This window comes from Nostoc sp. (genome assembly GCF_036917415.1).
In the GTDB taxonomy this organism is placed as follows: domain Bacteria; phylum Cyanobacteriota; class Cyanobacteriia; order Cyanobacteriales; family Nostocaceae; genus Nostoc.
In genome coordinates this window covers 33,996-54,043 of record NZ_JBALDJ010000097.1, presented here as the reverse complement: position 1 = coordinate 54,043, position 20,048 = coordinate 33,996, and the positions used below count along the sequence as shown (strand labels likewise).

Below are 20,048 nucleotides of genomic sequence, written 5' to 3'. Positions count from 1 at the left end.
ATTCGTAAACAGTTAATTCAATTTGACTGTCTTCGCAGTGCTATGGAAGATGTTCTTGGTACAGCGTCCTAACCAGCCTGGCGGCTGCTATATCTTCCTGAATACTACAAAGATTTATCTAATCTAGCTGTGCTTCCAGTAACAGGTATGGCTTTGTGTTTTGTCCACGAACTAGTACATGAAGGCGCTACTATTATCCAGGGGCGAAAGTATGTCTTGCGATCGGATGTTATGTACAGTCAATAGTCTAGAAAGTGATTAACCAGCAAAATAAACAAAATTTAATCTAACTCCCGGCGTCCTTCCAACGCCCTCGCCAAAGTCACTTCGTCTGCGTACTCCAAATCGCCACCTACAGGTAAACCAAAAGCAATCCGCGTCACCTTGGTAAATGGTTTCAATAGCTGACCGATATACAGGGTTGTTGTCTCCCCTTCTACACTCGGACTAATTGCGAGAATTACTTCTTGGGGTTTTTGCTGACTCACCCGGCGCTGCAAAGCTAGTATAGTCAATTGATCTGGCCCAATTCCATCAATTGGCGAAATCACCCCGCCCAAAACGTGATACTTGCCTTTGTATTCGCGGGTTTTTTCCAGCGCAATCACATCGCGAGGATCTGCAACAACACAGATAGTATTGTTGTCACGGTTGGGATTGCGGCAGATTTCACAAACAGGTTCAGCAGATAAGTGAAAGCAAACAGAACACAAGCCTATTTGTTTTTTTGCCTCAATTAAAGCTTGTGCCAAAGCTTCTACTTCTGCTTCTGGTCGCTTCAAAATATGCAAAGCCAGTCGTTGGGCACTTTTGGGGCCAACTCCCGGTAGGCGTTGCAATTGTTCAATTAACCGTGCTAAAGGGCGTGCGTAAACCGTTGTCTTGTCTCCAAAATGTTTTCACTTTAACTATGATGACATTTTTTCAGTACTTCCATCAGGCGCAACACTTCCAACTCACGATCGCTTAGTACAGCATTTCATTAATTTGTAGTGAATTAAAGAAAGGCAATACCTTGCAATGCCAATGCATCCCAATACAATTAGGACTTACGCACAAGTTACGGAATAACGAACCGCAGAGGCACAGAGAAGCCAGTGCGTTGGGCGGGTTCCCCGACTTGTAGCAACTGGCGCGGCACGGAGAAATCAGAGTTTGAGAGATATTTTGCGTAAGTCCTAACAATATTAATGCATCTTTCTGCAATGGCAATGCATCCCAATACAATGTTAATGCGTCCCTCTGCAATGGCAATGCATCCCAATACAATGTTAATGCGTGCCCCTGCAATGCCATTGCATCCCGATACAATGTTAATGCATCATCCTGCAATGCCAATGCATCCCCCTGCATTAAAAACGCTACACTTTTACGCAAAACTGTACTTAGTTCTGGATTTTGCAGCTGCTCTGCCAGTTTTGTGCCCACAGCAGGATAAGCTAAAAATCTTTTAATTTGCATCCTCCAAAAAATAAATCTCTTGTGGGGTGGGCATCTTGCCCGCCCTAGTTGTGCAAATTAAATGCGCAACAGCTTATACGGTTGTTTGCTGTGAGCTGCCCAAATCGCTTTCATCCTTAGTTTTCAAACACGCCCTAGCTAAAATTTATCCTAACCACTCAGGATTTTTGGCTGTACCATCAAACTGGCTAGTAGTTTTAAACAGTTCATACTGACCTTTGAGAGCAGCTTGGCGAGTCCGATTCAGTAATGCTCTAACTTGTTCCTGGCTCATGGGTGTAAAAGTACGTACTGCCTCGAAAGCTTGGTTTAAGATGGGCATACTTTCAATACCTGTAATCACCGTTGAAGTTGGCAGATTCATCGCGTAATGCAGACATTCAATCGGTTTGACCACATTGCTTTTGAGAATGTTTTGGTCGCCCATTGATTTCATCCCCAGTACAGCAATTCCATCTTGAACCAGTCTGGGTAAAACCTGCCTCTCAAAACTGCGGAAATGGGCATCCATAACATTTAACGGCATCTGCACTGCATCAAAACGGAAGTTGTTTTGATTGGCAACTTCCAACATTCTCAGGTGTACTAAAGGGTCTTTGTGTCCAGTAAAGCCTATGTAGCGAATCTTGCCAGCTTTTTGTGCTTCCACAACTGCTTCCATTGCACCACCAGGGGCAAAAATCCGGTCTGGGTCTTCCATGCGAATGACTTCATGATGTTGCAACAAATCAATCCGGTCTGTTTGCAAACGTTTTAAAGATTCATCAATTTGTTTAGCAGCAGCTGCCTTTGTGCGACCGTCGATTTTAGTCATCAGGAAAGCTTTTTGACGATAACCATTTTGCAGAGCTTTACCCATGCGAATTTCGCTACCTCCATTATGGTAATCCCAGCTATTGTCCATAAAATTAATCCCGCGATCGAGAGCAGTACGGATCAGCTCAATACCCTCTTGTTCGTCTTTTGGTCTACCAATATGATGACCACCTAGACCAATTACAGATATTTGTTCTTTGGTGCGTCCTAGTTGCCTATAGAGCATTTCACCTTTTTTAATCTGGAGTGGGGTAGACTGATTTTGCGCTAAAACTTGTTTGGTTAAACCTTGTAAAGCAAATACCCCGGCTCCACCTAAACTAGAAGCAGAAACTACCTTCAGTAAATTTCGTCTGCTAATATCCACAAATTTATCCTTTTGCCACAGTATGAAAACTTGCCTTCATAGCTTTGCATAGAGCAAAATTCGCTGCTTCTAACTGTTGAAGGATAAAAGCAGTAAGGTAGAGATAAATTTTTGATAGAGGGAAGGTAATAGAAAAATATGCGATCGCTGTGTAAGCAGAGGAAGCATTAGAGACATCGGCAGCAGAGGAAGAATCTGATAGTCCTATTCCTGATATTGTTTCAGTGGTTCAAATGTCAACTCAAACACAATACCTTAGTACGAAAGTCTTTTTTGAGAATTGTTTCTAAATTTTGGCAAATATTATTTGTATTGCTAAATATTCCTTGCAAGATTTATAAATATTTGGTGCATGGTTCAGGAGTTGATAAAATCCAGAAAATTTCTGGAGAAAAATCGTAATTTTAAACTTGATTGCGATAATATGTTTAGCTAACTCAAACCTGTTTATTCTAAACTATTAAAGTTCCCCGTACTAAACATGAGTAAAGTCAATGACTGCTTCATCACTAGATAATTCAATCAGTTCATCAAGTACTCATACTTTAGATATAGCTAGGCAACAGTATCAATATAACTACATCCATATACCATCTATCGCGATGCTAGATCGGCTTTCTATTGCCGAAGAGTTCACCACTAACTGGTATTTTTTATTAGCCCAGCAGTTACGAGTTGTGTTTATCAATACCTTGATTGTGAACAGAGGCAATCAAGGTTCTAAATCGATTCGTGATGATGTCGGAAAGTTTATTTTAGAAGCCTTGCTCAAGGGAGCAGTACCAGTCAGACTCAGCATTCTGGCAAGAATCTTGCAAATTATCCCTCAGTTTTTGCTCAATGGCATATCTAAGGATCTTAGAGAACTCGACGATCTTTTTTATTCTATTTTGAAAGAAAACGGACTTGTGATCCTCAGAGATGCTCTAAATAGGATAATTAACCTTCTATATGAAGGACAGCCTACAGGACATGCAACCAGTCTCAAGGACTACGAAAATTTGTTTCCAGTGATTGGTGTACCAGCGATCGCTAAAATTTACCAAGAAGATGAAGTATTTGCCTACATGCGAGTAGCTGGCTACAATCCCGTCACGATTGAGCGAGTAACGACTCCAGGCGATCGCTTCCCAGTCACAGACGAACATTTCCAAGGAGTAATGGGAACTGACGATTCATTAGCAGCAGCCGGACTTGAAGGCAGGCTCTACTTAGCTGACTATAAAATTTTAGATGGTGCGGTCAACGGTACATTCCCACACGAGCAAAAATATCTTTATGCTCCCCTAGCACTGTTTGCCTTACCCAAAGGCTCAGACCCCACCCGTCTATTGCGTCCGATAGCCATTCAATGCGGTCAAACCCCAGGCCCAGATTATCCGATTGTTACCCCTAACTCCGGTAAATACTCTTGGCTTTTTGCCAAAACAGTAGTCCAAATAGCAGATGCCAACTTCCACGAAGCTGTTACTCACCTAGCAAGAACTCACTTGTTAATTGGTGTTTTTGCGATCGCCACCGCTCGACAACTGCCACTCACCCATCCCCTAAAAATTCTCCTGCACCCGCATTTTGACAGCACTTTAGCAATTAACGATGCCGCTCAACGTATTCTCATAGCTCCAGGCGGTGGTGTCGATAGATTACTTTCAGCATCAATCGACAACTCTCGCGTTTTAGCAGTGCTAGGATTACAAAGCTATGGTTTTAACAGCGCCATTTTACCCAAGCAATTCCAACAGCGCGGTGTAGACGATCCTAACCTATTGCCTATTTATCCTTACCGGGATGATGCACTACTAGTCTGGGATGCCATTCATCAATGGGTTTGGGACTACCTAAACCTTTACTACACCACGGATGAAGACATTCAAAAAGACACAGCCCTGCAAGCGTGGGCAGCTGAAATCTCAGCTTACGATGGTGGTCGCATCCCCGATTTTGGCGAAGATGGGAGCATCAAAACGCGCAATTATCTAATTGATGCCACTACGCTGATTATTTTCACTGCCAGTGCTCAACACGCTGCGGTTAACTTTCCGCAAAAAGATTTTATGGGCTACGCCGCAGCGATTCCAATGGCAGGTTATTTACCAGCCTCAACTCTCAAAAGAGAAGTTACTGAGCAAGACTACCTTAATTTGCTCCCTCCCTTAGATCAGGCACAACGGCAATACAACCTACTTAGCTTGTTGGGGTCTGTGTACTATAACAAGCTGGGCGATTATCAGCAAGGAGACTTTACAGACCAAAAAGTAAAACCATTCTTACAAGCATTCCAGAATAATCTTCAGCAGGTAGAAGACACCATCAAGCAACGTAATTTACACCGTCCACCCTATGAATATCTACTTCCTTCTAAAATTCCTCAGAGCATCAATATCTGAATTGCAGACAAATGACCAATGACCAATGACAAATGACAAATGACTCAAAATAAATACCATGACACTTAAAGATAAAGTCCTCAAAGCTCACGATCGCCAGCTTTGGCTTGCACCTATACTAGCTAAAGTAGGTTACGACACTGCGATCGGCAAGTTTCTACGCTTGATTTTTTATTACATGGATGCATCAATCATGCTCAACGCATGGCGAGACTTTCTCTACATCCGTAAGGATAATATTGGAGACAAGTATTTTGCAGTAGACCAAGCAATTATGCATTCCTCTCACTCCCAGGTGAGAGAACTAATGCAAACCCAACCACAACTGCGGGGAAATGATTTAGGCATTATCAGAATATTAGCTCCTAGCTACTTGCTTGATAATCCTCTGAGCTTGGGAACAAACGGTAACGAACACACAGGACTACGTACTGTAATCTTACAAGCCTTACCGGAACCGTCTCAAAAAATAGACTTTTTAGGGAATCTAGTTGAGGAAAGGCTTTTAGAGGCTGCTAAACAAGGCAAATTACACATCGGCAACGATTTGCCAAAGATCATGCTATCGATTTTGCATCAACTGGTTTTTCAGATATCTTTATCTGAGGAAGAAATCACAGCATCCGATAGTTACACTAAAGGTTTGCCTCTCGCATCCTTACCTAATTTTATCAGCAAGTATCTGCTAGCAATCTTAACAGCGCCAAAAATTCGGCATCGTCAATATTTAATTAAGCGATATAAACAATCAGCTTTATGGGCATCTTACTTTGAAACAGGTGCTCAGTATCAGTTGAACGAACACCAAATCGCTAATACCCTTTTCGATATGATTCATATCGCTGGTACTGCCGGCACACGTGCGCTTTTGGGATCTGTGATTGGTGTTCTCTGCTTAGATAATACCCTTAGAAAGGATGTTGTATCAGAAATCAATGCAGTCTGGAATGGCAAGAAAAGTTTAGATCCAGATGCTCTAGAAAAGTTAACACTTCTTAATCAAGTGATTCTAGAAACGGCTCGTCTCTATCCACCTGTACGATTTGTTAGCCAACTCACCACTGAAGCGGGTGAAGTTGAGATTGGAGAACAAAAATGTCCATTCCAAAAAGGTACTCGCTTGCTTGGCTCTATTCTTACAGCTAATCGGGATGCCAATAGATACCAAAATCCAGATAATTTTGACCTAACACGAGATTTTTCAGATATCTTATCTTGGAACGGCGAAGGGCATGAGCGAGCCTGTCCTGGTAAATCCTTATCAATTGGCTTTATCAAAATTTTCTGTTTACATCTGTTTCACAACTATCAATGGGACTCAATTACAGAAGTCAAATGGGATTTTGAAAAAGTGACTGCCGTTACTCCTAATAATTTAGTACTACAAGGTTTTGCTCAACGACTGTGAGTCAGGGACTTCCAATTAAAAAAACATCTCATCGTAGGGGCGCACAGCTGTGCGCCCCTACCTCTCGTCCTCGATTAAGGAAGCTTAAAGCAAGTGGTATTCCTGAATTATAATTTGGTAATTGTTCTGGTTTTTTGAGTTGATTTTACTCTTTTTCTAGTGCAAGATTACTCATCTTTTCTCTGACTCGCATCTTGAAAAATTTAGGTATTCATTTAGCCAAAAGGAAGTAATTACAAATTATATGGCTGAATTAATTGAGAAAAAGCAACTTAATAATATTGCTACCTGGATGATTCCAATCAAAGAAACAAACTTACCATCTGTCCTGAAAGGTGTGTTTTTTATGGATGGTAATCCACTGCCAGATACTTGCATTACTATGTACAATTTAGAATGGGATATACAGAATAGAACTTTGCTTTTACCGATCTTTGCCCCATTACAGTGGACTTTTCATGACTCGATTGCTGGCTGGATATTACTACGTTTAATTCAATGGTTTCAAGTAAGTTACAAAATTCAGTTTGAAGATGAAACTTTGCAACAAGCTCAAGTCACACCTATTGTGCTAGGAATACCAATTTCAAAATCGATTGTCAATTTCACAATGTCCCAATACAAAAATTCTCTCAATGGAGATATTTGGCACAGAAAGAACGTTTGGTTCGGCGGACTTTCTCGGGCTGGTGAGTATACTCTCCGTAGGGTTGTTGATAAAGATGGTTGTTATACTCCTGCTTTTAACGATATGCTTACCAGAGTCCAAAATGAATGTTTAGTGATTGGACACCACTCAAATTGATCCAGCTCAGGTTAGTCAGCTAAAGCTTAGAGCCTTGTCGCCCCCCATCGCTAACTTGAAACAGAGGTTTTATTCTTTTTTGATTTCTGTTTTCGCAAATCTGAAATTGTATTTTTTGTACTCCAAATTCCCAAAGCCAGCAACCCGAATGTGACAGAGGGTTCTGGAACAGAATTAACTCGACGGAATTCGATGGGTGTGGCCACAAGTAAATTGCCTTTGTTGTCAAAAATTTTGTCTAAGGAGTCGATGCTACTCTGTTTAATAGTTACATCGGAAACCACTTTGAAGCCATTACTTGTTATACAGCCATTGGGAGCGTTATTCCCAATGTAGCTGTTCGGCTCCCAAAATAATTGCAGATTACAGGTGTTGTTCTTGACATTGTTAATACTAAGCTGTCGCCTAGACTGAGAATGATTGCACAACCCGCGTACAGTATTTTCATTTAAAAAGCTGCTAATACTTAGATTCACAGCAGAATTTTCTTCATTAAAAGAATAAAGGCGTAGCCGCTCAAAACCTGGACTTTCTTGCTCTAGATAAACGTTCTGTGTGTCAGCCAAAGGATTAGTATCATCCAGTTGCACACTACAATTTGACATAGTGATTAATGGCACAGAGGGGCTATTAGCAATCTGTTGGGCATTATCAAAAAAACCAGTGAACCACTGTGCTACTTCCTGAACCTGTGTTTTAATTGGGGGCGCACTGGTATCAGCACGGCTTTGTTGAAGAAATGAAAATGTTGTTACCAAGAATGTCAAAATTGATACTTTGAGTAAATGCATAGAGGTTTGGATTTCAACAAGAGCAGATTACAGACTTATGGACAAATAATTTACACCATTAAGCCCCATCTTTCGTCATGAAATAAATTTCTTGGCTGTTGGCTAATAACCCTCTTGTGTCACTTTCCAGATTAAGCCAATAGTAAATAACTTAAATTATCCAGATTAACCACTCAGTTTCATCTCAAAGAGAATCTATCAAGTAGTTAGCCATTATACGCGAATATCAAAAATTCAGTGCTTTCATAGATGAACTCTGCCATCTTGCACATACCCATCTTTTGATGTGCTTGAAGTGATGCTTTGTTGTTTGCCTTGATGAACAGTATTCCTTCCCGCTCTGGTAAAAAATCTTTCAACTTAGCAAACATTACCGCAGCAATACCTTGCCCACGCATAGTTTCATCAACACAAATGGGGCCATACAAATAAGCATCTTTTGTACCAGGATAGGCTTGTAACATCACCTTTATAATTGGTAAATTAGCAGTTGTCTTTGACCAACTGAGTAAGAATCCTACAACTTGACCATCTTTACGGGCTACAACGCTCGGCATTTGAGAGATAGTCATCATCACAGCCTCTGGCTCAAGATGACCTAACAACATACCACCATGTTCTGCGTCATTGGCTTGGGCCAACTTGACGATTTCAGTAACATCATTGAGGCTGGCACAGTCAATCACTACATCATTGAGACACATATCTGGTTGACATAAATAAGAGAAAGACTTGGAGCAAAAGAATTTTCTTTTAGAAGAATAACAGAGAAGAACATTTGCTCGCCTCTGCACCACAACAAAATCCTGTAGAGGATATTTGGTTGCAGGCGAAAAGAATAATTCGAGAGTTTTATTTTTTCTGTGATTCTTTCTCTGTAGTCAAGGCTTTATTTGAACTCTCAGTAAATTGTCAAATTTTGGACTTTCCAAAGCTCCATGAATATGGTGTTTTCTCATGAATTATTTAGGATTGCTATAGATGATATTTTTACCTCTTTTGAGGCACTAATACAGGCAGTTTACGTCTATCGGCTGCAAATTTAGCGTGTTGTCCAACAGTCAAAACATTAAACTGACTGGATATAATTTCTAAACTTTTGTTCACTATTGCCAGCTTTTTGTAGGTAGGGACACTCATACCTGGGAAGAATGATAGTTCTGGCACATCTTCTTGACTTACAAAGTCTGTAGGATGAAGTAGCAAAGAAGGCTGAATGTGTGTAATTTTACACAGCCATAGGGCAATTCGCAAGTAGAATAAAGCCACTTCCGAAGAAAATGTACTTAGAAACATTATGTAACTGAAGTGAATTGGCACTTTAAAAATTGGCATGGTGGTAACGGGAATCTCAGTCAGTTTATCCTTATCTAGTTGCCACTGGTAAGGTTTTAGAGGCTGCAAACCCTCTTTAAAACCGCCAAACAGCGCTTCCCGTTTTTTACGTTCTTCCTTGCTCAATTTACAAGTTATTAAATAGTATGCTCGTGCTATGGGCCCCAAAAATGTGGGAAAAGTCGAAGCATCATATTCGTATCCCCGGCGTGCTAAGACTTTCAATACTGCTGGAGAAAAACTGTATCCTGGCCCCCGAAAGCCGATAGGATGTTGATGAGTGACACGCTTGATATGTTCTTCGGCGAGCGCCACCTCTTCTTCAATCTCATTCTCTGAATATAGATGTAGCCAAGGATCGTGATAGAATGAATGGTTGCCAATTTCGTGACCAGCACTAGCGATCGCTTGTATTGCCTTAGTATTCTTTTCTAGCGCTGCATCCTGACCGACAATGAATACTGTGATTGTCAAATCCCATTGCTGGAGAATATCTAAGAAACGAGGTACTGCGATATCGAGGTAAGAAGGATAAGTCTCCCAACCCAAAGCGCCCTGATTTTTTAAATAAGACCAAATATTATCCAAGTCTAAAGAAAGACTGGCTATTGGTTTGTTTCCTTTTTGCTTTGTTCTCATTATGAATTAAATTATTTGGACAATTTTAAGCGTCAATTATAGTCTAAGGTTTGGACTTTATTGGTCAAATTTCATAGTTCGACCAGGGGTGAGTTTAAGGGAAAACTCAAGCTAGAATATTTGCGGCTCCTAATTTTCAAAATAAAGAGTTACTTTAAGAGCAGCATTTCATAGACATCGCCCGTCATACAGCAGTTTGCAACAAGCGTGAGGTACAAAACCGAGACTCAAAAATTAAATTATTCTTCTCCCTCCTGCATAGCTGCCTCCTGCCTCCTGCCTCAAAACTAGTGACTTTGTACTTCATCCAAACGAAAACTGCTGTATCATGTCTGCTTGATTACTTCTTAAACCTAAAGAACCCCACCCCGCCAAAGTTACGCTTTGTCTCCCTTACCTTTAGCAAAACTACAGTGTATACACAAGTCTAAAATAGTTTACTCACCTGGTTTTTCGTGTCAGTTTTACCCCACCCTAACCCTCCCCGTATGTATTGGGGAGGGAACTAGTACAACACGGCGGAAATAAAGTACCCATATTATGAGATACTAATCAAACAAGGGCGCGTGAAAGGAACTGGGACATGGCACGATTAGCTCCAAAATGATTAAACTTGACTCAGTGCGATCGCCAAGAGCTAGAAAAGCTACTGAATCGTCATAACACACCACAACAAATCGCACTAAGAGCGCATATTATCTTGCTAGCAGACAAAGGAAATAATAATCGTGAAATTGGGTGAGAACTGAGTATCAGCCGATTCATGGCTCGGAGATGGAGAAATGGGTGGTTAGAGTTAACAGAGCGTTTGATTCCAGTAATTGAAAGATTACAGGACTTTGAACGCAGTGGTACGCAACCGTTGTTTAATATGGAGCAAGTAGTGGAATTATTTGCTCTTGCTTGTAGTAAGCCAGAAGACTACGGACGACCTATAAGTGATTGGACGGCAAGAGAATTAGCACAAGAAGTAGAAAAACAAGGTATTATCGATAGTATATCTCCACGTCATGTGGGGCGGTTGTTAGAAGAAGCTGAAATCAAGCACACGCGAGAGCCGTTACTGGTTAACCCCCCCTGTTGATCGCGAATTTGATACCAAAGTTGAAAATATATCTAATCTATACATCACAGCAATTGAACGTGCGAAAATAGCTAAAACTTTGATCGGTGCTTTGAGAATGGGTACTCGACGATAATAGTTAGTGAATAAAGCTAACTTGGCATTAGGAAGCTGGCTCTGGCTAAATAAATCCCATAAATGCCAGGGAAGCCTACGCAAAATATCATTTTCTCTGTTAGATGTTGTAGAGCATCTAATAATAATAGGGACAGATTGATCGGTGCGGACTCTTGCATTTACCCGAATGCGATCGCTTCGTCAGAGCGATCGACACTCTAAAAAGCCTCGCACACTGGGAATATACAAGTCTGCAATATTTTCTACCAGGCGATTGAGAGGATTCCAGCTATAACTTGCTTCTAAATCCGTATCGATACCTAACAGTTGTAAATAACGCCTAGTTACTAACACGGCTAGTGTATTCCGATAAACCTGTTGCGAGCGCTCTTGGGTTGGCTGTTGTTGAGCAAACTGGTACGCCTGACTTCGGTGGGTAGCTGTAATGGGAATTGCGATCGGCATAAATTTTGCTGTGGTATCAATCATGATTTGTGTGAAGAAAACGGCTGAACTTTGCGGAATATTATTTAGGTAATAACTTTCTGAATAGAGGGAAACATCGTGTTTTACAAAATCTTTTCAGCTAACAAAAATGTACACGCCTATATATTTAATAACTACCGACACTAGAACAGGCGACTTAATCATTATTGCTGGTGAAGAGATAGAAGCATCAATTAGCCCAGAAGGAAAGGTGAGTTATGAGTCAACCGAAGCCGAATTTTGAACAAATGACCATGAAAGACCTAAGACAGTACATCTTAGCTCATAGAGATGACGAGGATGCTATTCATGCAATGGCAATACGTTTTCGCAATCAAGGGAAAACAGGTACAGTTGAAGAATTTTTAGAACATGTCAAAGAGCAAACTCTTGAGGATTAGGGAGTGAGAAGTGGTGAGATGGGGAGGTGCGGAGATGGGGGAGATGAGGAGACAAGGGGACAACTTGCAACAAGTCTTTCCCTTTGTCTTCTATCCTTTTACTTCCCAGTGTCCTCTTTACATGCCCAATTCACCTAACGCAATGATTCTATTTTTGGTGAGCCATCAGCTTTAATCCAGGCAATTTGGGCAATGCCGCGATCGCTTGCATATTGGCGAATCGCCTCTGCATCCCTTCCGCCCAAATCAATTTCTACCCGCACCAAATCAGTAGAATTTCTGAGTTTTTGCGCGTAGACAAAGGCAGCGGCGTTAGCGTTAGCTGTCTCTGGTGCTACCAACCAGTCACTGGCTGGAGTTTCTTGTGGTAATTGCTGAGTAGATAACAAAACTTGGTATAAATCTTCGATACTTAGTCCAAAACCAATACCAGGTATGTTTTCTCCTAGAGGATGATATAGCCCTAAAAGCTGGTCATAGCGACCACCGCGCCCTAAAACTCTGGCTTGGGATTCGGTATCGTTGACAACCTCAAAGACGATGCCAGTGTAGTAATCTATGGTTTGGATCAGGCTGAGGTCGAGGATTAACGGAAATTTTTTCTCTGATTCTAGTAATTCTACTAGGGATTTGAGGTTATTCACTGCCTCTCGCTGTTCTCGATCTAGATCCAAACTACTGACTTTTTGTAATACATCTGCACTTGGCCCGCGTAAATCCATGATGACTTGGGCGCGATCGCGCAGTTTGTCACTTAGAGGTAAATTATCTATGGTGATGCGGTCAAGATGAGCGATCGCACTGCGAACTTTATCCTGTAAATTAGCAGGAAAGGCACTCAGGAGCGATCGGGTAATTCCCGCCTCACCTAAAATTAAATGCCATCCCTGCAAACCTAATGCTGCCAAACAATCTGCTACCAATAGCAGTACTTCGGCATTCGCCAGCAATCCACCAGCACCTAACAACTCTACTCCAGCTTGATAAAACTCTTGCTGGCGATTGTGTCTACTTTCCCAAGTGCGGCGAAACACATTGGCATTGTAGTACAACCGTTGTGGATAAGTGACACCAGCCATCCGAGTGACAACGGTACGAGCAATAGATGCTGTTAATTCTGGACGTAGCCCTAATTCATCATCTTCGCCATTTTGTTGTAGTTGAATCACCATCTGACGCTGGATTGCTTCCCCCGCCATCAGGGTATCCATGCGCTCTAAAGTCGAGGTGATTATCCTGTGATATCCCCAACGATGAAACACTTGCTGTAACCGATCTTCAATCCAGCGTTTTTTCTCCACATCCAAGGGCAATAAATCCCTGGCTCCCGCTGCTGGTTGATACACCATTATTTTTTCTTCCCACCAAACAAACCACCGAACAAACCACTACCAGATTTATCTGGTTGCTTATCTCCATTATTGGGGGATGAAGTCACCTTACGATCGCTAGGTTGTTGTCCTAAAGCCTTATCTATTTTAGGTTTCCATTGCAATGCCGTTTCGTCACTGGGGTCTAATTTTAGAGCGTTATCAAAGTGGATTTTTGCCATTTTTAGCTGATTTTGCTTCAAATACACCATTGCAATCAAGCTATGACAGCGACTATTTTTTGGTTCTAGCTTCAGGGCCTCTTGCAACTCTACTTTGGCTGGGGCAAATTGGTTTTTGTCAATCAAAGATTGAGCGCGACGAATATACTGTTCTACAATCAAGTCTTCTTTTGCTGGTGCTGGTGTTGGTGCTGGTGCTGTATTTTTTGGTGTATTTGGCTGAGGTGTAGCTGATTGGACTTTGGATTGAGCTGGTGGCGGCGCTGCGGATGCTTTACCTGCACTCCGCATTAAATACACTAAATTCAACTCACTAGCTTGGGCAATGACTTGCTGCGCTTGTTCTAAAGAATCATATTGGGTTTGGGCTAGTTTCGCGATCGCAGTTTTATAGAAATGATCGATATTAGCTGCCTCAACTAACTGTTTGGCCAAGTCGGTGTTTAGAGTTACCGAAGTAGACTCTTGTACCAGACGCTTGCCAATTTGCGACAAAATTAGAATATATTCAGTGCGAGTGCGATCGCCAGAGAGTTTTTCGTAAGCTGGGTTAACCAGCTTTGATAACAATTCATTACCGAGATGTTTTTTAGCAGCAGTTTCAGTAAAACTACTGTCTGGGTGCAAACGACGGGCAACTTGGAGATAGCGTTTGCGAATCTCTTTGACATCGGCATCAACTGGAACGCACAATACTGCGTGATGATCTATGAAATCATATTTAAATAGTCCACGATCTATTTTGAAAGACATATAGAGTTTTTGCACCAAGGGAGCAGTTAGATTGCTTTTAGTTTACCCAAAGTCTGGGGGAAAGCCCCATCTGCTACACCCATGCTGACAGTGGCGGAACCTGTAAAAGTTCGTTACTGAGGGAGTCGTGAATATAACTATTTGTGGTAAGAATTCTACCTGACTCAATTTTGACAGCAGTGCCATCGTAGGCGGTGACTTTGCCTCCAGCTTCTTGTACCAAAATTATCCCAGCGGCAATATCCCAAGGAGAAAGTCCCCGTTCCCAGTAACCATCGACACGTCCACAGGCAACATAAGCCAAATCTAGCGATGCCGAACCGCTACGTCTAACTCCTTGGCTAAGATGGGTGAGGTGACTAAATTCTGCGTAGTTGTTATCAGAGGTTTCGCGGCGATCGTAGGCAAACCCTGTTACTAGTAGGCTTTTACTCAGTTCAGATGTTACCGAAACCTTGATGGGCTGACGGTTACGTGTTGCTCCTAAGCCAGCAGCAGCACGGAATAGCTCATTGTGAAATGGGTCATAAATTACACCAACTTGGGGAACGCCATTAATTAGCAGCCCGATGGAAACGGCAAAAAATGGGTATTGATGAGCGTAGTTGGTTGTGCCATCGAGAGGATCTATTGCCCAGAGATATTCATTCTCTTGATCACCTAATTTCCCTGATTCTTCAGCGAGGATCGAGTGCTGGGGAAAGTGGCGGCGCAAAATTTCTAAAATCAACTCCTCTGAGGCTTTATCAGCAGCCGTGACTAAATCACCAGGGCGTCCTTTTTCAATAATTGCGTCTTCTAACTTACCCAAGTAACCTTGCAAAATAGCACCAGCAGCTAAGGCTGCTTCCGTAGCAATATCTAGAAAAATTTGTATATTTGTCATTTGTTATTTGTCATTTGTCATTTGTTATTTGTTATTTGTTATTGGGCACTTGTAGTGAGCGAAGCCGTTGGCGCAGCCTCTCGTAGAGAAGTATTGGGAATTGGGCATTAGTTTCTCCTACTCCCTCATCTTCCCCTGCCTCCCCTGCTCCCACAAATTAAAAATGAGGCCATTCAACGCTACGCCTCATCTTCCCCTGCCTCCCCTGCTCCCACAAATTAAAAATGAGGCCATTCAACGCTACGCCTCATCTTCCCCTGCCTCCCCTGCCTCCCCTGCTCCCCTACTCCCCTGCTCTTCAAAGATTTTGGCGGCGGAACTCGGCGGGAGTGAGGCGCATGGGTTTTTCTGGGTTCCAGATTCCTTGCCCCATGAGTCTAGCCCATTGTTGGGCACGTTCTAAACGCAGGTCATACTTATGGTTAGGCGATCGCCCCACAAACATTGCATTTCCTTGTTTGACTAATTCTTCATTCAATAACACCTTATTTTTCCACACATAAGCTAGAGTTCGCCCAATTTTGTCTTTTGCTTCTAAATCAAACTCCAGCGTTACCGATTGTTCTACACCACCAATTAGATTCTCTAACTGTTCTTTTGCTGCTTCCCCCCAAGGGCGCTGTCGCAAATCTGGTGCATCAATACCCACTAACCGCACTTGAGAAATCAAATTTGGTTGTTCAGCCATGCCTAAAACTTCCAAACTTTGCCCACTAACTACCCGCGCTACTTTCACCTGAGCCTCATTGTTTGGCAGCTGGTTTTTACCTTGGCAACTCACCAAGAGTAATAAACAAGCCAAAATAGCTATTTTTCGCACCCAGTTACCAAGAGACACAGGCATTATCAATTCTCCTATGGTCGCTGCTGCGCGTAGCAAGCAGAACCTCTTGCCCCCTGCTCCCTGCCCCCTGCCTCCTGCCCCCTGCCCCCTGCCCCCTGCCCCCTGCCTGCCCCCTGCTCCCTGCCCCCTGCCTCCTGCCCCCTGCCTCCTGCCTCCTGCCTTCTTCAATTGTTTATTCCTCATCTAAGGGTAAACCCGCTTTAATTCTTCCCCTAGCAAAATAGCGTCCAAACTGGAGTTCGTAGACTTCATCTTCGTCTTGTGTCTCCACTTCCAAGTCAGAACGGGGGTAACTCACACACAACAAGGCATAACCTTGGCGACGTAAATCTGGCGACAAGCCGATCGCCTCTGGTTGGTAAATTTCTCCTGATAACACTCTCACAGCACAAGCAGTGCAAGCCCCGTTGCGGCAGGAAAACGGTAGTTCCACCCCTTGTTTTTCGCCAGTGTGCAGGATGTAGCGGTCTTCTGGCACTTGTAGGGTGTATGTTTTGCCAGTAGCGCGATCGCGAACTTTAATTGTGTATGTACGGGACATCTGGATTTGCGTTTTGGGATTAGGACTATCAGATTCAATTTAGAATATCTTTCTTTATCTTTGCATTTTCTGGGATTGTATAGTACGATCGTAAATTGTGGCACCTGGAGAGGTGGCCGAGCGGTTTAAGGCGCAGACCTGGAAAGTCTGTTTAGGGAAACTTAACGAGGGTTCGAATCCCTCCCTCTCCGTTGAATGTATACAGTCCAAGGCTTTCAAACTTAGGTATTTGCCATTTTACCGTTTTGTGCACTGACTTGTGGTTTAGTAAAATGGTTTAGTTGGTTTAGTGAATTGGTTGAATCAATAACACCAAGTGCTATTGCTTGTACTACTGGCAATCATAATAAACTGTCATTGATGTTGAGTAATAATGATGGTTTTGCTTATAATCGGTGACTGATAAGTGAAACACCTGCGGAACTAAAGCCGTCAAAATTAACTTAAATTCTTGCATAACAAAACTTTAAGGTGCAGAATTGAATGTTTTTCTCAAGGACAGGCTATAGCTTGCTCTTATCAATGAATCATCCATAATTGAATACATCCTTTACTTAATACCTGCAACCCCATTTCCCAGAGCAGACTCGATTGTGAAAAACGCTTATCCGAACCGTATTGAGAGATGTGCGATCGCCATAATTACCAAAGTCAACGCAACCAATCGGACATCGAATGGTCATCTTTATGCCCCATGCACATATCAAAAAGGCGATCGCATCCTAAATAGTGCTCGATTAATAATATAGGACTTACGCACTGTACAAATTAACCATAATATGAGTTATGGTTTTTGGTTGTTTCAGGCGCTTTGTATAACCCCAATTTATTCCCATATTTGCGTAGCCGTAGACTGTCGTAGACTTCGCTGGGTGCTAAACACGGCTGAAATACCCAAATTACGTATAGTACTTATGTACGATGCGTAAGTCCTAATTAAACATGAGTTCAACGAAAAATTCAGCTTTTTACTCCCCTCTCCGAGACGGAGAGGGGCTGGGGGTGAGGTCAAATAAGACTTGTCGAACTCACGTAACATTAGGGGCGTTACATCTGTACGCCCCTAATTGGTATTTCGTAAAACCAAAGGTATTGAGTTCTAAGGCACCTCAATGGGAATCAAAGCATTTTCTGGCAAATAGTTAGAAAAACGCCCTTCATCTGCAAGCACCAAAATCAGACGTAGAGGATAATCTGGCGGAACTTGCAAGTCTGCCCACGGCACTGCCAACTCTAAACAACTATTTATTGCTACTTGAGCGCGACTGAAACGGGGATGCCATTGATAATTGTCTCCAGCTTCCCGAAACTGAATCGATTGCGTCAGCAAGTTAACTTCTAAAAGATGGTGGAAAAGGTAATTAAGTGGGGCTGCATCTGGTACATCTGCTAAGGGAACTGGGCTGTTGACCATTGTTTTTTCTGGATAGAACCACAGCAAATTCAACTCTGCTGGCAAATCCTGCCCTGGTGCAGCACCACTTTTAAAGTCTAGCCGCAAATAGAAATTTAAGTGATCCACCCCATACCAAAGTCGCTGGATGACGCTGCTATTGTGCATCGTTCCCCGCGCCCCGCCGATTTCTATGCGTCCAGCTTTGTCCCAGTCTTGTTCGTCACCCCTACCATCAATCACGGGATGAATAAACCCTTGTGGAGTGTGGTTTCCCTGTGCTTGGTGGTTTTCCACTGGTTGCTTGAGATAGGGCGGTACAGGTTCATTTAATGCCTTGTAAATACCAAATAAGTGTTCTCGAAACAACCGATCAAAGATGGCATCCTGATTTGAGGAGTGTCCTGCACCAAACCACCAGAACCAGTCGGAACCCTCTGCGGCATACAATGCTTCCCATGCTTCTGGATTGTTTTCTTCCGTCGCTTCGGGATGACTTGCGAGCATAATCCTTGCTTCTGTCAAATAATCCCAAGCACGATTTTTGGCGGGATCGCCGATCCAAGTGGTGAAACTGCCATCTACCCAAGAACCGCTATGTAGTTGTCCTCCAGGAATGGTGGCTGTGGCTGGAAATTCTTCGAGAAATTCGGAGACGGTGACAAGTTTGAGGCGAGGTTCATCGCTCAAACTTTGATACAAAGCTTCTAGAAAGGGTTTGCCATCTTGGGGATAAAATTCCCAGCAATTCTCCCCATCCAGAGCGATGGTAACTAGCCAAGGTTGTTCGCTTTGACTATCTCTTTGCATTTTAGCGATCGCTTGCAAATGTCCCACTAAATCTGCTGCTGCCTGTTTCGCTGGCATCGCGCTATAAGTAAAGCCAATCAAATCTGATAATCTGTGGTCGCGAAACACAATTGACAAGTCACCCTCGGCAGTTTGCAGGCGATAGGGTCGATACAAAAGTTCTGGTTGCTGCACATTCCCCGCCCCATCCCGATGAAAAAGGTGTTTCAGCGTCCACCCCAAGACGGCTTCATCTGAGCATATCCACTTAAACCCTTGGTTAATAATATCTGGAAGTATTGCCGGACTTACTGATTGTTCCGAAGGCCACAAACCACGAGGAATCTGTCCAAAGCGGTCTTTATAAAAGTCCCAAGCTTTCCGCAAGTGGCGGGGAATATCTTCTGCCCACTGAAATCGCTGCTTAGGTAGTGTCATATTAGGCACAGCTACCCGACCGGAGTTAGTATCAGCTAACAACGGCAAAATCGGGTGGGTGTAAGGCGTGGTAGTAACTTCAAGCTGCCCCGCCTCCTGCATTTTCCGATGTTGGGGGATAATCCGGCTGAGAATTTCTCGCTGTTTGGAATAAATGCGCTGGCGATCGCTTAAAGTAAAATTCCGACCCTGTTTTAACCAAGCAGCAATTTCTGGGTCATCCCAAAATAGCGGATCGATCCAAGCCAAATTGTGCCAAGCTAGCAAATCACCATAATCTGGCAATTCCCAATTTGCCAAACACCAAGCTTGCCCTTTTTCCTGCCTTTGCTGGTACAACTCGGCATAGCGCGGATGAGGGTCAATCAGGGTATGGTGATTGGCATCAAAAAAGTGTTGGATAATAAATTCGCGCTGTTGGTAGGTGAGTTGTTCATCCGGCGTTAAGCTGGCTGCGAGATAAGGGTCAAAAGCAGTGCCAGCAATATAATCTTCGAGTTGCAATATCAGTGATGGTACTAAATTCACCGTTTGGTGTAACTTAGGATATTGCTCTAAGAGTAATACTAAATCCAGATAATCTTTAGTTCCATGCAAACGTACCCAAGGTAGACGGTACTGCTGACTCGGAGATAGCGAAACGCCGCTGCCAGGAGATTTGTACAGCGGCTGATGTTGATGCCAGATAAAAGCAATGTAGAGAGGATGGGACATAAGAATGGTTAGGAGTTAAGAATGAGGAGTTAGGAGTTGATTCAAAACTCATAACTCCTAAC

Annotated in this window: 20 protein-coding genes, 1 tRNA gene and 2 pseudogenes; 10 read left to right on the top strand and 13 right to left on the bottom strand. The window is 42.8% G+C overall.

Going from position 1 to position 20,048, the window contains the following annotated elements; translation table 11 throughout:
* Positions 1-281: 281 nt before the first annotated feature.
* The 3 genes from recR to V7K41_RS22000 form a co-directional block, all read right to left on the bottom strand.
* Positions 282-839 (bottom strand): recombination mediator RecR, encoded by a 558-nt coding sequence (gene recR, locus V7K41_RS22010; protein WP_334851618.1) that lies wholly within the window; start codon positions 837-839, stop codon positions 282-284.
* Positions 840-966: 127 nt separating this feature from the next.
* Positions 967-1,461, bottom strand: coding sequence for a hypothetical protein (locus tag V7K41_RS22005; RefSeq protein WP_334851616.1), 495 nt, complete (start codon positions 1,459-1,461; stop codon positions 967-969).
* 145 nt (positions 1,462-1,606) lie between these two features.
* Positions 1,607-2,644 (bottom strand): aldo/keto reductase, encoded by a 1,038-nt coding sequence (locus V7K41_RS22000; protein WP_334851615.1) that lies wholly within the window; start codon positions 2,642-2,644, stop codon positions 1,607-1,609.
* 494 nt (positions 2,645-3,138) lie between these two features.
* Between V7K41_RS22000 and V7K41_RS21995 the strand changes: the two genes are divergently transcribed.
* From V7K41_RS21995 to V7K41_RS21985, 3 genes are all read left to right on the top strand, one after another.
* On the top strand, positions 3,139-5,031 hold the full coding sequence (locus V7K41_RS21995) for a lipoxygenase family protein (RefSeq protein ID WP_334851613.1): 1,893 nt from the start codon (positions 3,139-3,141) through the stop codon (positions 5,029-5,031).
* A 58-nt stretch (positions 5,032-5,089) separates the two neighbouring features.
* Positions 5,090-6,439 carry a cytochrome P450 gene (locus tag V7K41_RS21990; protein ID WP_334851612.1) on the top strand — a complete coding sequence of 450 codons (1,350 nt, stop codon included), beginning with the start codon at positions 5,090-5,092 and terminating at the stop codon, positions 6,437-6,439.
* A 244-nt stretch (positions 6,440-6,683) separates the two neighbouring features.
* A complete protein-coding gene (locus V7K41_RS21985) occupies positions 6,684-7,244 on the top strand; it encodes a hypothetical protein (protein WP_334851610.1) in 561 nt (186 codons plus the stop codon).
* Between the two features lie 50 nt (positions 7,245-7,294).
* Here the strand turns inward: V7K41_RS21985 and V7K41_RS21980 are convergent, their stop codons facing one another.
* The gene (locus V7K41_RS21980; RefSeq protein ID WP_334851608.1) at positions 7,295-8,035 is read right to left on the bottom strand and encodes a chromophore lyase CpcT/CpeT; all 741 of its coding nucleotides are present in this window, start codon (positions 8,033-8,035) and stop codon (positions 7,295-7,297) included.
* Positions 8,036-8,241: 206 nt separating this feature from the next.
* A complete protein-coding gene (locus V7K41_RS21975; RefSeq protein ID WP_334851606.1) occupies positions 8,242-8,739 on the bottom strand; it encodes a GNAT family N-acetyltransferase in 498 nt (165 codons plus the stop codon).
* Between the two features lie 83 nt (positions 8,740-8,822).
* Between V7K41_RS21975 and V7K41_RS21970 the strand changes: the two are divergent.
* A pseudogene (locus tag V7K41_RS21970) lies at positions 8,823-8,996 on the top strand (IS630 family transposase); the annotation flags it as partial.
* 29 nt (positions 8,997-9,025) lie between these two features.
* On the opposite strand, the gene V7K41_RS21965 reads toward V7K41_RS21970, so the two are convergent.
* On the bottom strand, positions 9,026-10,009 hold the full coding sequence (locus V7K41_RS21965) for a polysaccharide deacetylase family protein (protein WP_334851604.1): 984 nt from the start codon (positions 10,007-10,009) through the stop codon (positions 9,026-9,028).
* Between the two features lie 613 nt (positions 10,010-10,622).
* Between V7K41_RS21965 and V7K41_RS21960 the strand changes: the two genes are divergently transcribed.
* Complete coding sequence (locus V7K41_RS21960) at positions 10,623-10,751, top strand: hypothetical protein (protein ID WP_334851602.1); 129 nt, start codon at positions 10,623-10,625, stop codon at positions 10,749-10,751.
* 21 nt (positions 10,752-10,772) lie between these two features.
* Positions 10,773-11,093: a helix-turn-helix domain-containing protein gene (locus V7K41_RS21955; RefSeq protein WP_334851600.1), complete on the top strand. Its 321-nt coding sequence runs from the start codon at positions 10,773-10,775 to the stop codon at positions 11,091-11,093.
* Between the two features lie 297 nt (positions 11,094-11,390).
* Here V7K41_RS21955 and V7K41_RS21950 read toward each other — a convergent pair whose 3' ends face one another.
* Positions 11,391-11,678, bottom strand: a complete 288-nt coding sequence (locus V7K41_RS21950; protein ID WP_334851598.1) for a DUF1822 family protein — start codon at positions 11,676-11,678, stop codon at positions 11,391-11,393.
* An 85-nt stretch (positions 11,679-11,763) separates the two neighbouring features.
* Between V7K41_RS21950 and V7K41_RS21945 the strand changes: the two are divergent.
* Positions 11,764-11,919, top strand: a pseudogene (locus tag V7K41_RS21945) (DUF6888 family protein); the annotation flags it as partial.
* Positions 11,894-12,076 (top strand): DUF6887 family protein, encoded by a 183-nt coding sequence (locus V7K41_RS21940; RefSeq protein WP_334851596.1) that lies wholly within the window; start codon positions 11,894-11,896, stop codon positions 12,074-12,076. The pseudogene V7K41_RS21945 and the gene V7K41_RS21940, both read left to right, overlap by 26 nt.
* A gap of 134 nt (positions 12,077-12,210) precedes the next feature.
* Here the strand turns inward: V7K41_RS21940 and V7K41_RS21935 are convergent, their stop codons facing one another.
* The 5 genes from V7K41_RS21935 to V7K41_RS21915 form a co-directional block, all read right to left on the bottom strand.
* Positions 12,211-13,425 carry an ATP phosphoribosyltransferase regulatory subunit gene (locus V7K41_RS21935; protein WP_334851595.1) on the bottom strand — a complete coding sequence of 405 codons (1,215 nt, stop codon included), beginning with the start codon at positions 13,423-13,425 and terminating at the stop codon, positions 12,211-12,213.
* Positions 13,425-14,381 (bottom strand): J domain-containing protein, encoded by a 957-nt coding sequence (locus V7K41_RS21930; RefSeq protein WP_334851594.1) that lies wholly within the window; start codon positions 14,379-14,381, stop codon positions 13,425-13,427. Before V7K41_RS21930 ends, V7K41_RS21935 begins: the two co-directional genes overlap by 1 nt.
* 73 nt (positions 14,382-14,454) lie before the next feature.
* Positions 14,455-15,267 carry an inositol monophosphatase family protein gene (locus V7K41_RS21925; RefSeq protein WP_334851592.1) on the bottom strand — a complete coding sequence of 271 codons (813 nt, stop codon included), beginning with the start codon at positions 15,265-15,267 and terminating at the stop codon, positions 14,455-14,457.
* Positions 15,268-15,565: 298 nt separating this feature from the next.
* Positions 15,566-16,111, bottom strand: a complete 546-nt coding sequence (locus V7K41_RS21920; protein ID WP_334851590.1) for a thermonuclease family protein — start codon at positions 16,109-16,111, stop codon at positions 15,566-15,568.
* Positions 16,112-16,283: 172 nt separating this feature from the next.
* Positions 16,284-16,652, bottom strand: a complete 369-nt coding sequence (locus tag V7K41_RS21915) for a 2Fe-2S iron-sulfur cluster-binding protein (RefSeq protein ID WP_292867508.1) — start codon at positions 16,650-16,652, stop codon at positions 16,284-16,286.
* Between the two features lie 106 nt (positions 16,653-16,758).
* Here V7K41_RS21915 and V7K41_RS21910 point away from each other — a divergent pair.
* A tRNA-Ser gene (locus V7K41_RS21910) sits at positions 16,759-16,843 on the top strand.
* A 402-nt stretch (positions 16,844-17,245) separates the two neighbouring features.
* Complete coding sequence (locus tag V7K41_RS21905) at positions 17,246-17,401, top strand: hypothetical protein (protein WP_334851588.1); 156 nt, start codon at positions 17,246-17,248, stop codon at positions 17,399-17,401.
* A gap of 350 nt (positions 17,402-17,751) precedes the next feature.
* On the opposite strand, the gene V7K41_RS21900 is transcribed toward V7K41_RS21905, so the two are convergent.
* Positions 17,752-19,986, bottom strand: a complete 2,235-nt coding sequence (locus tag V7K41_RS21900) for a glycoside hydrolase (RefSeq protein ID WP_334851586.1) — start codon at positions 19,984-19,986, stop codon at positions 17,752-17,754.
* Positions 19,987-20,048: the final 62 nt, after the last annotated feature.

Coding starts and splice junctions, on each gene's coding strand:
- V7K41_RS22005 (WP_334851616.1), bottom strand. CDS start 1,461: ATGCAAATTAAAAGATTTTTAGCTTATCCTGCTGTGGGCACAAAACTG.
- V7K41_RS21995 (WP_334851613.1), top strand. CDS start 3,139: ATGACTGCTTCATCACTAGATAATTCAATCAGTTCATCAAGTACTCAT.
- V7K41_RS21990 (WP_334851612.1), top strand. CDS start 5,090: ATGACACTTAAAGATAAAGTCCTCAAAGCTCACGATCGCCAGCTTTGG.
- V7K41_RS21985 (WP_334851610.1), top strand. CDS start 6,684: ATGGCTGAATTAATTGAGAAAAAGCAACTTAATAATATTGCTACCTGG.
- V7K41_RS21980 (WP_334851608.1), bottom strand. CDS start 8,035: ATGCATTTACTCAAAGTATCAATTTTGACATTCTTGGTAACAACATTT.
- V7K41_RS21975 (WP_334851606.1), bottom strand. CDS start 8,739: ATGTGTCTCAATGATGTAGTGATTGACTGTGCCAGCCTCAATGATGTT.
- V7K41_RS21965 (WP_334851604.1), bottom strand. CDS start 10,009: ATGAGAACAAAGCAAAAAGGAAACAAACCAATAGCCAGTCTTTCTTTA.
- V7K41_RS21955 (WP_334851600.1), top strand. CDS start 10,773: ATGGCTCGGAGATGGAGAAATGGGTGGTTAGAGTTAACAGAGCGTTTG.
- V7K41_RS21950 (WP_334851598.1), bottom strand. CDS start 11,678: ATGATTGATACCACAGCAAAATTTATGCCGATCGCAATTCCCATTACA.
- V7K41_RS21940 (WP_334851596.1), top strand. CDS start 11,894: ATGAGTCAACCGAAGCCGAATTTTGAACAAATGACCATGAAAGACCTA.
- V7K41_RS21935 (WP_334851595.1), bottom strand. CDS start 13,425: ATGGTGTATCAACCAGCAGCGGGAGCCAGGGATTTATTGCCCTTGGAT.
- V7K41_RS21930 (WP_334851594.1), bottom strand. CDS start 14,381: ATGTCTTTCAAAATAGATCGTGGACTATTTAAATATGATTTCATAGAT.
- V7K41_RS21925 (WP_334851592.1), bottom strand. CDS start 15,267: ATGACAAATATACAAATTTTTCTAGATATTGCTACGGAAGCAGCCTTA.
- V7K41_RS21920 (WP_334851590.1), bottom strand. CDS start 16,111: ATGCCTGTGTCTCTTGGTAACTGGGTGCGAAAAATAGCTATTTTGGCT.
- V7K41_RS21915 (WP_292867508.1), bottom strand. CDS start 16,652: ATGTCCCGTACATACACAATTAAAGTTCGCGATCGCGCTACTGGCAAA.
- V7K41_RS21900 (WP_334851586.1), bottom strand. CDS start 19,986: ATGTCCCATCCTCTCTACATTGCTTTTATCTGGCATCAACATCAGCCG.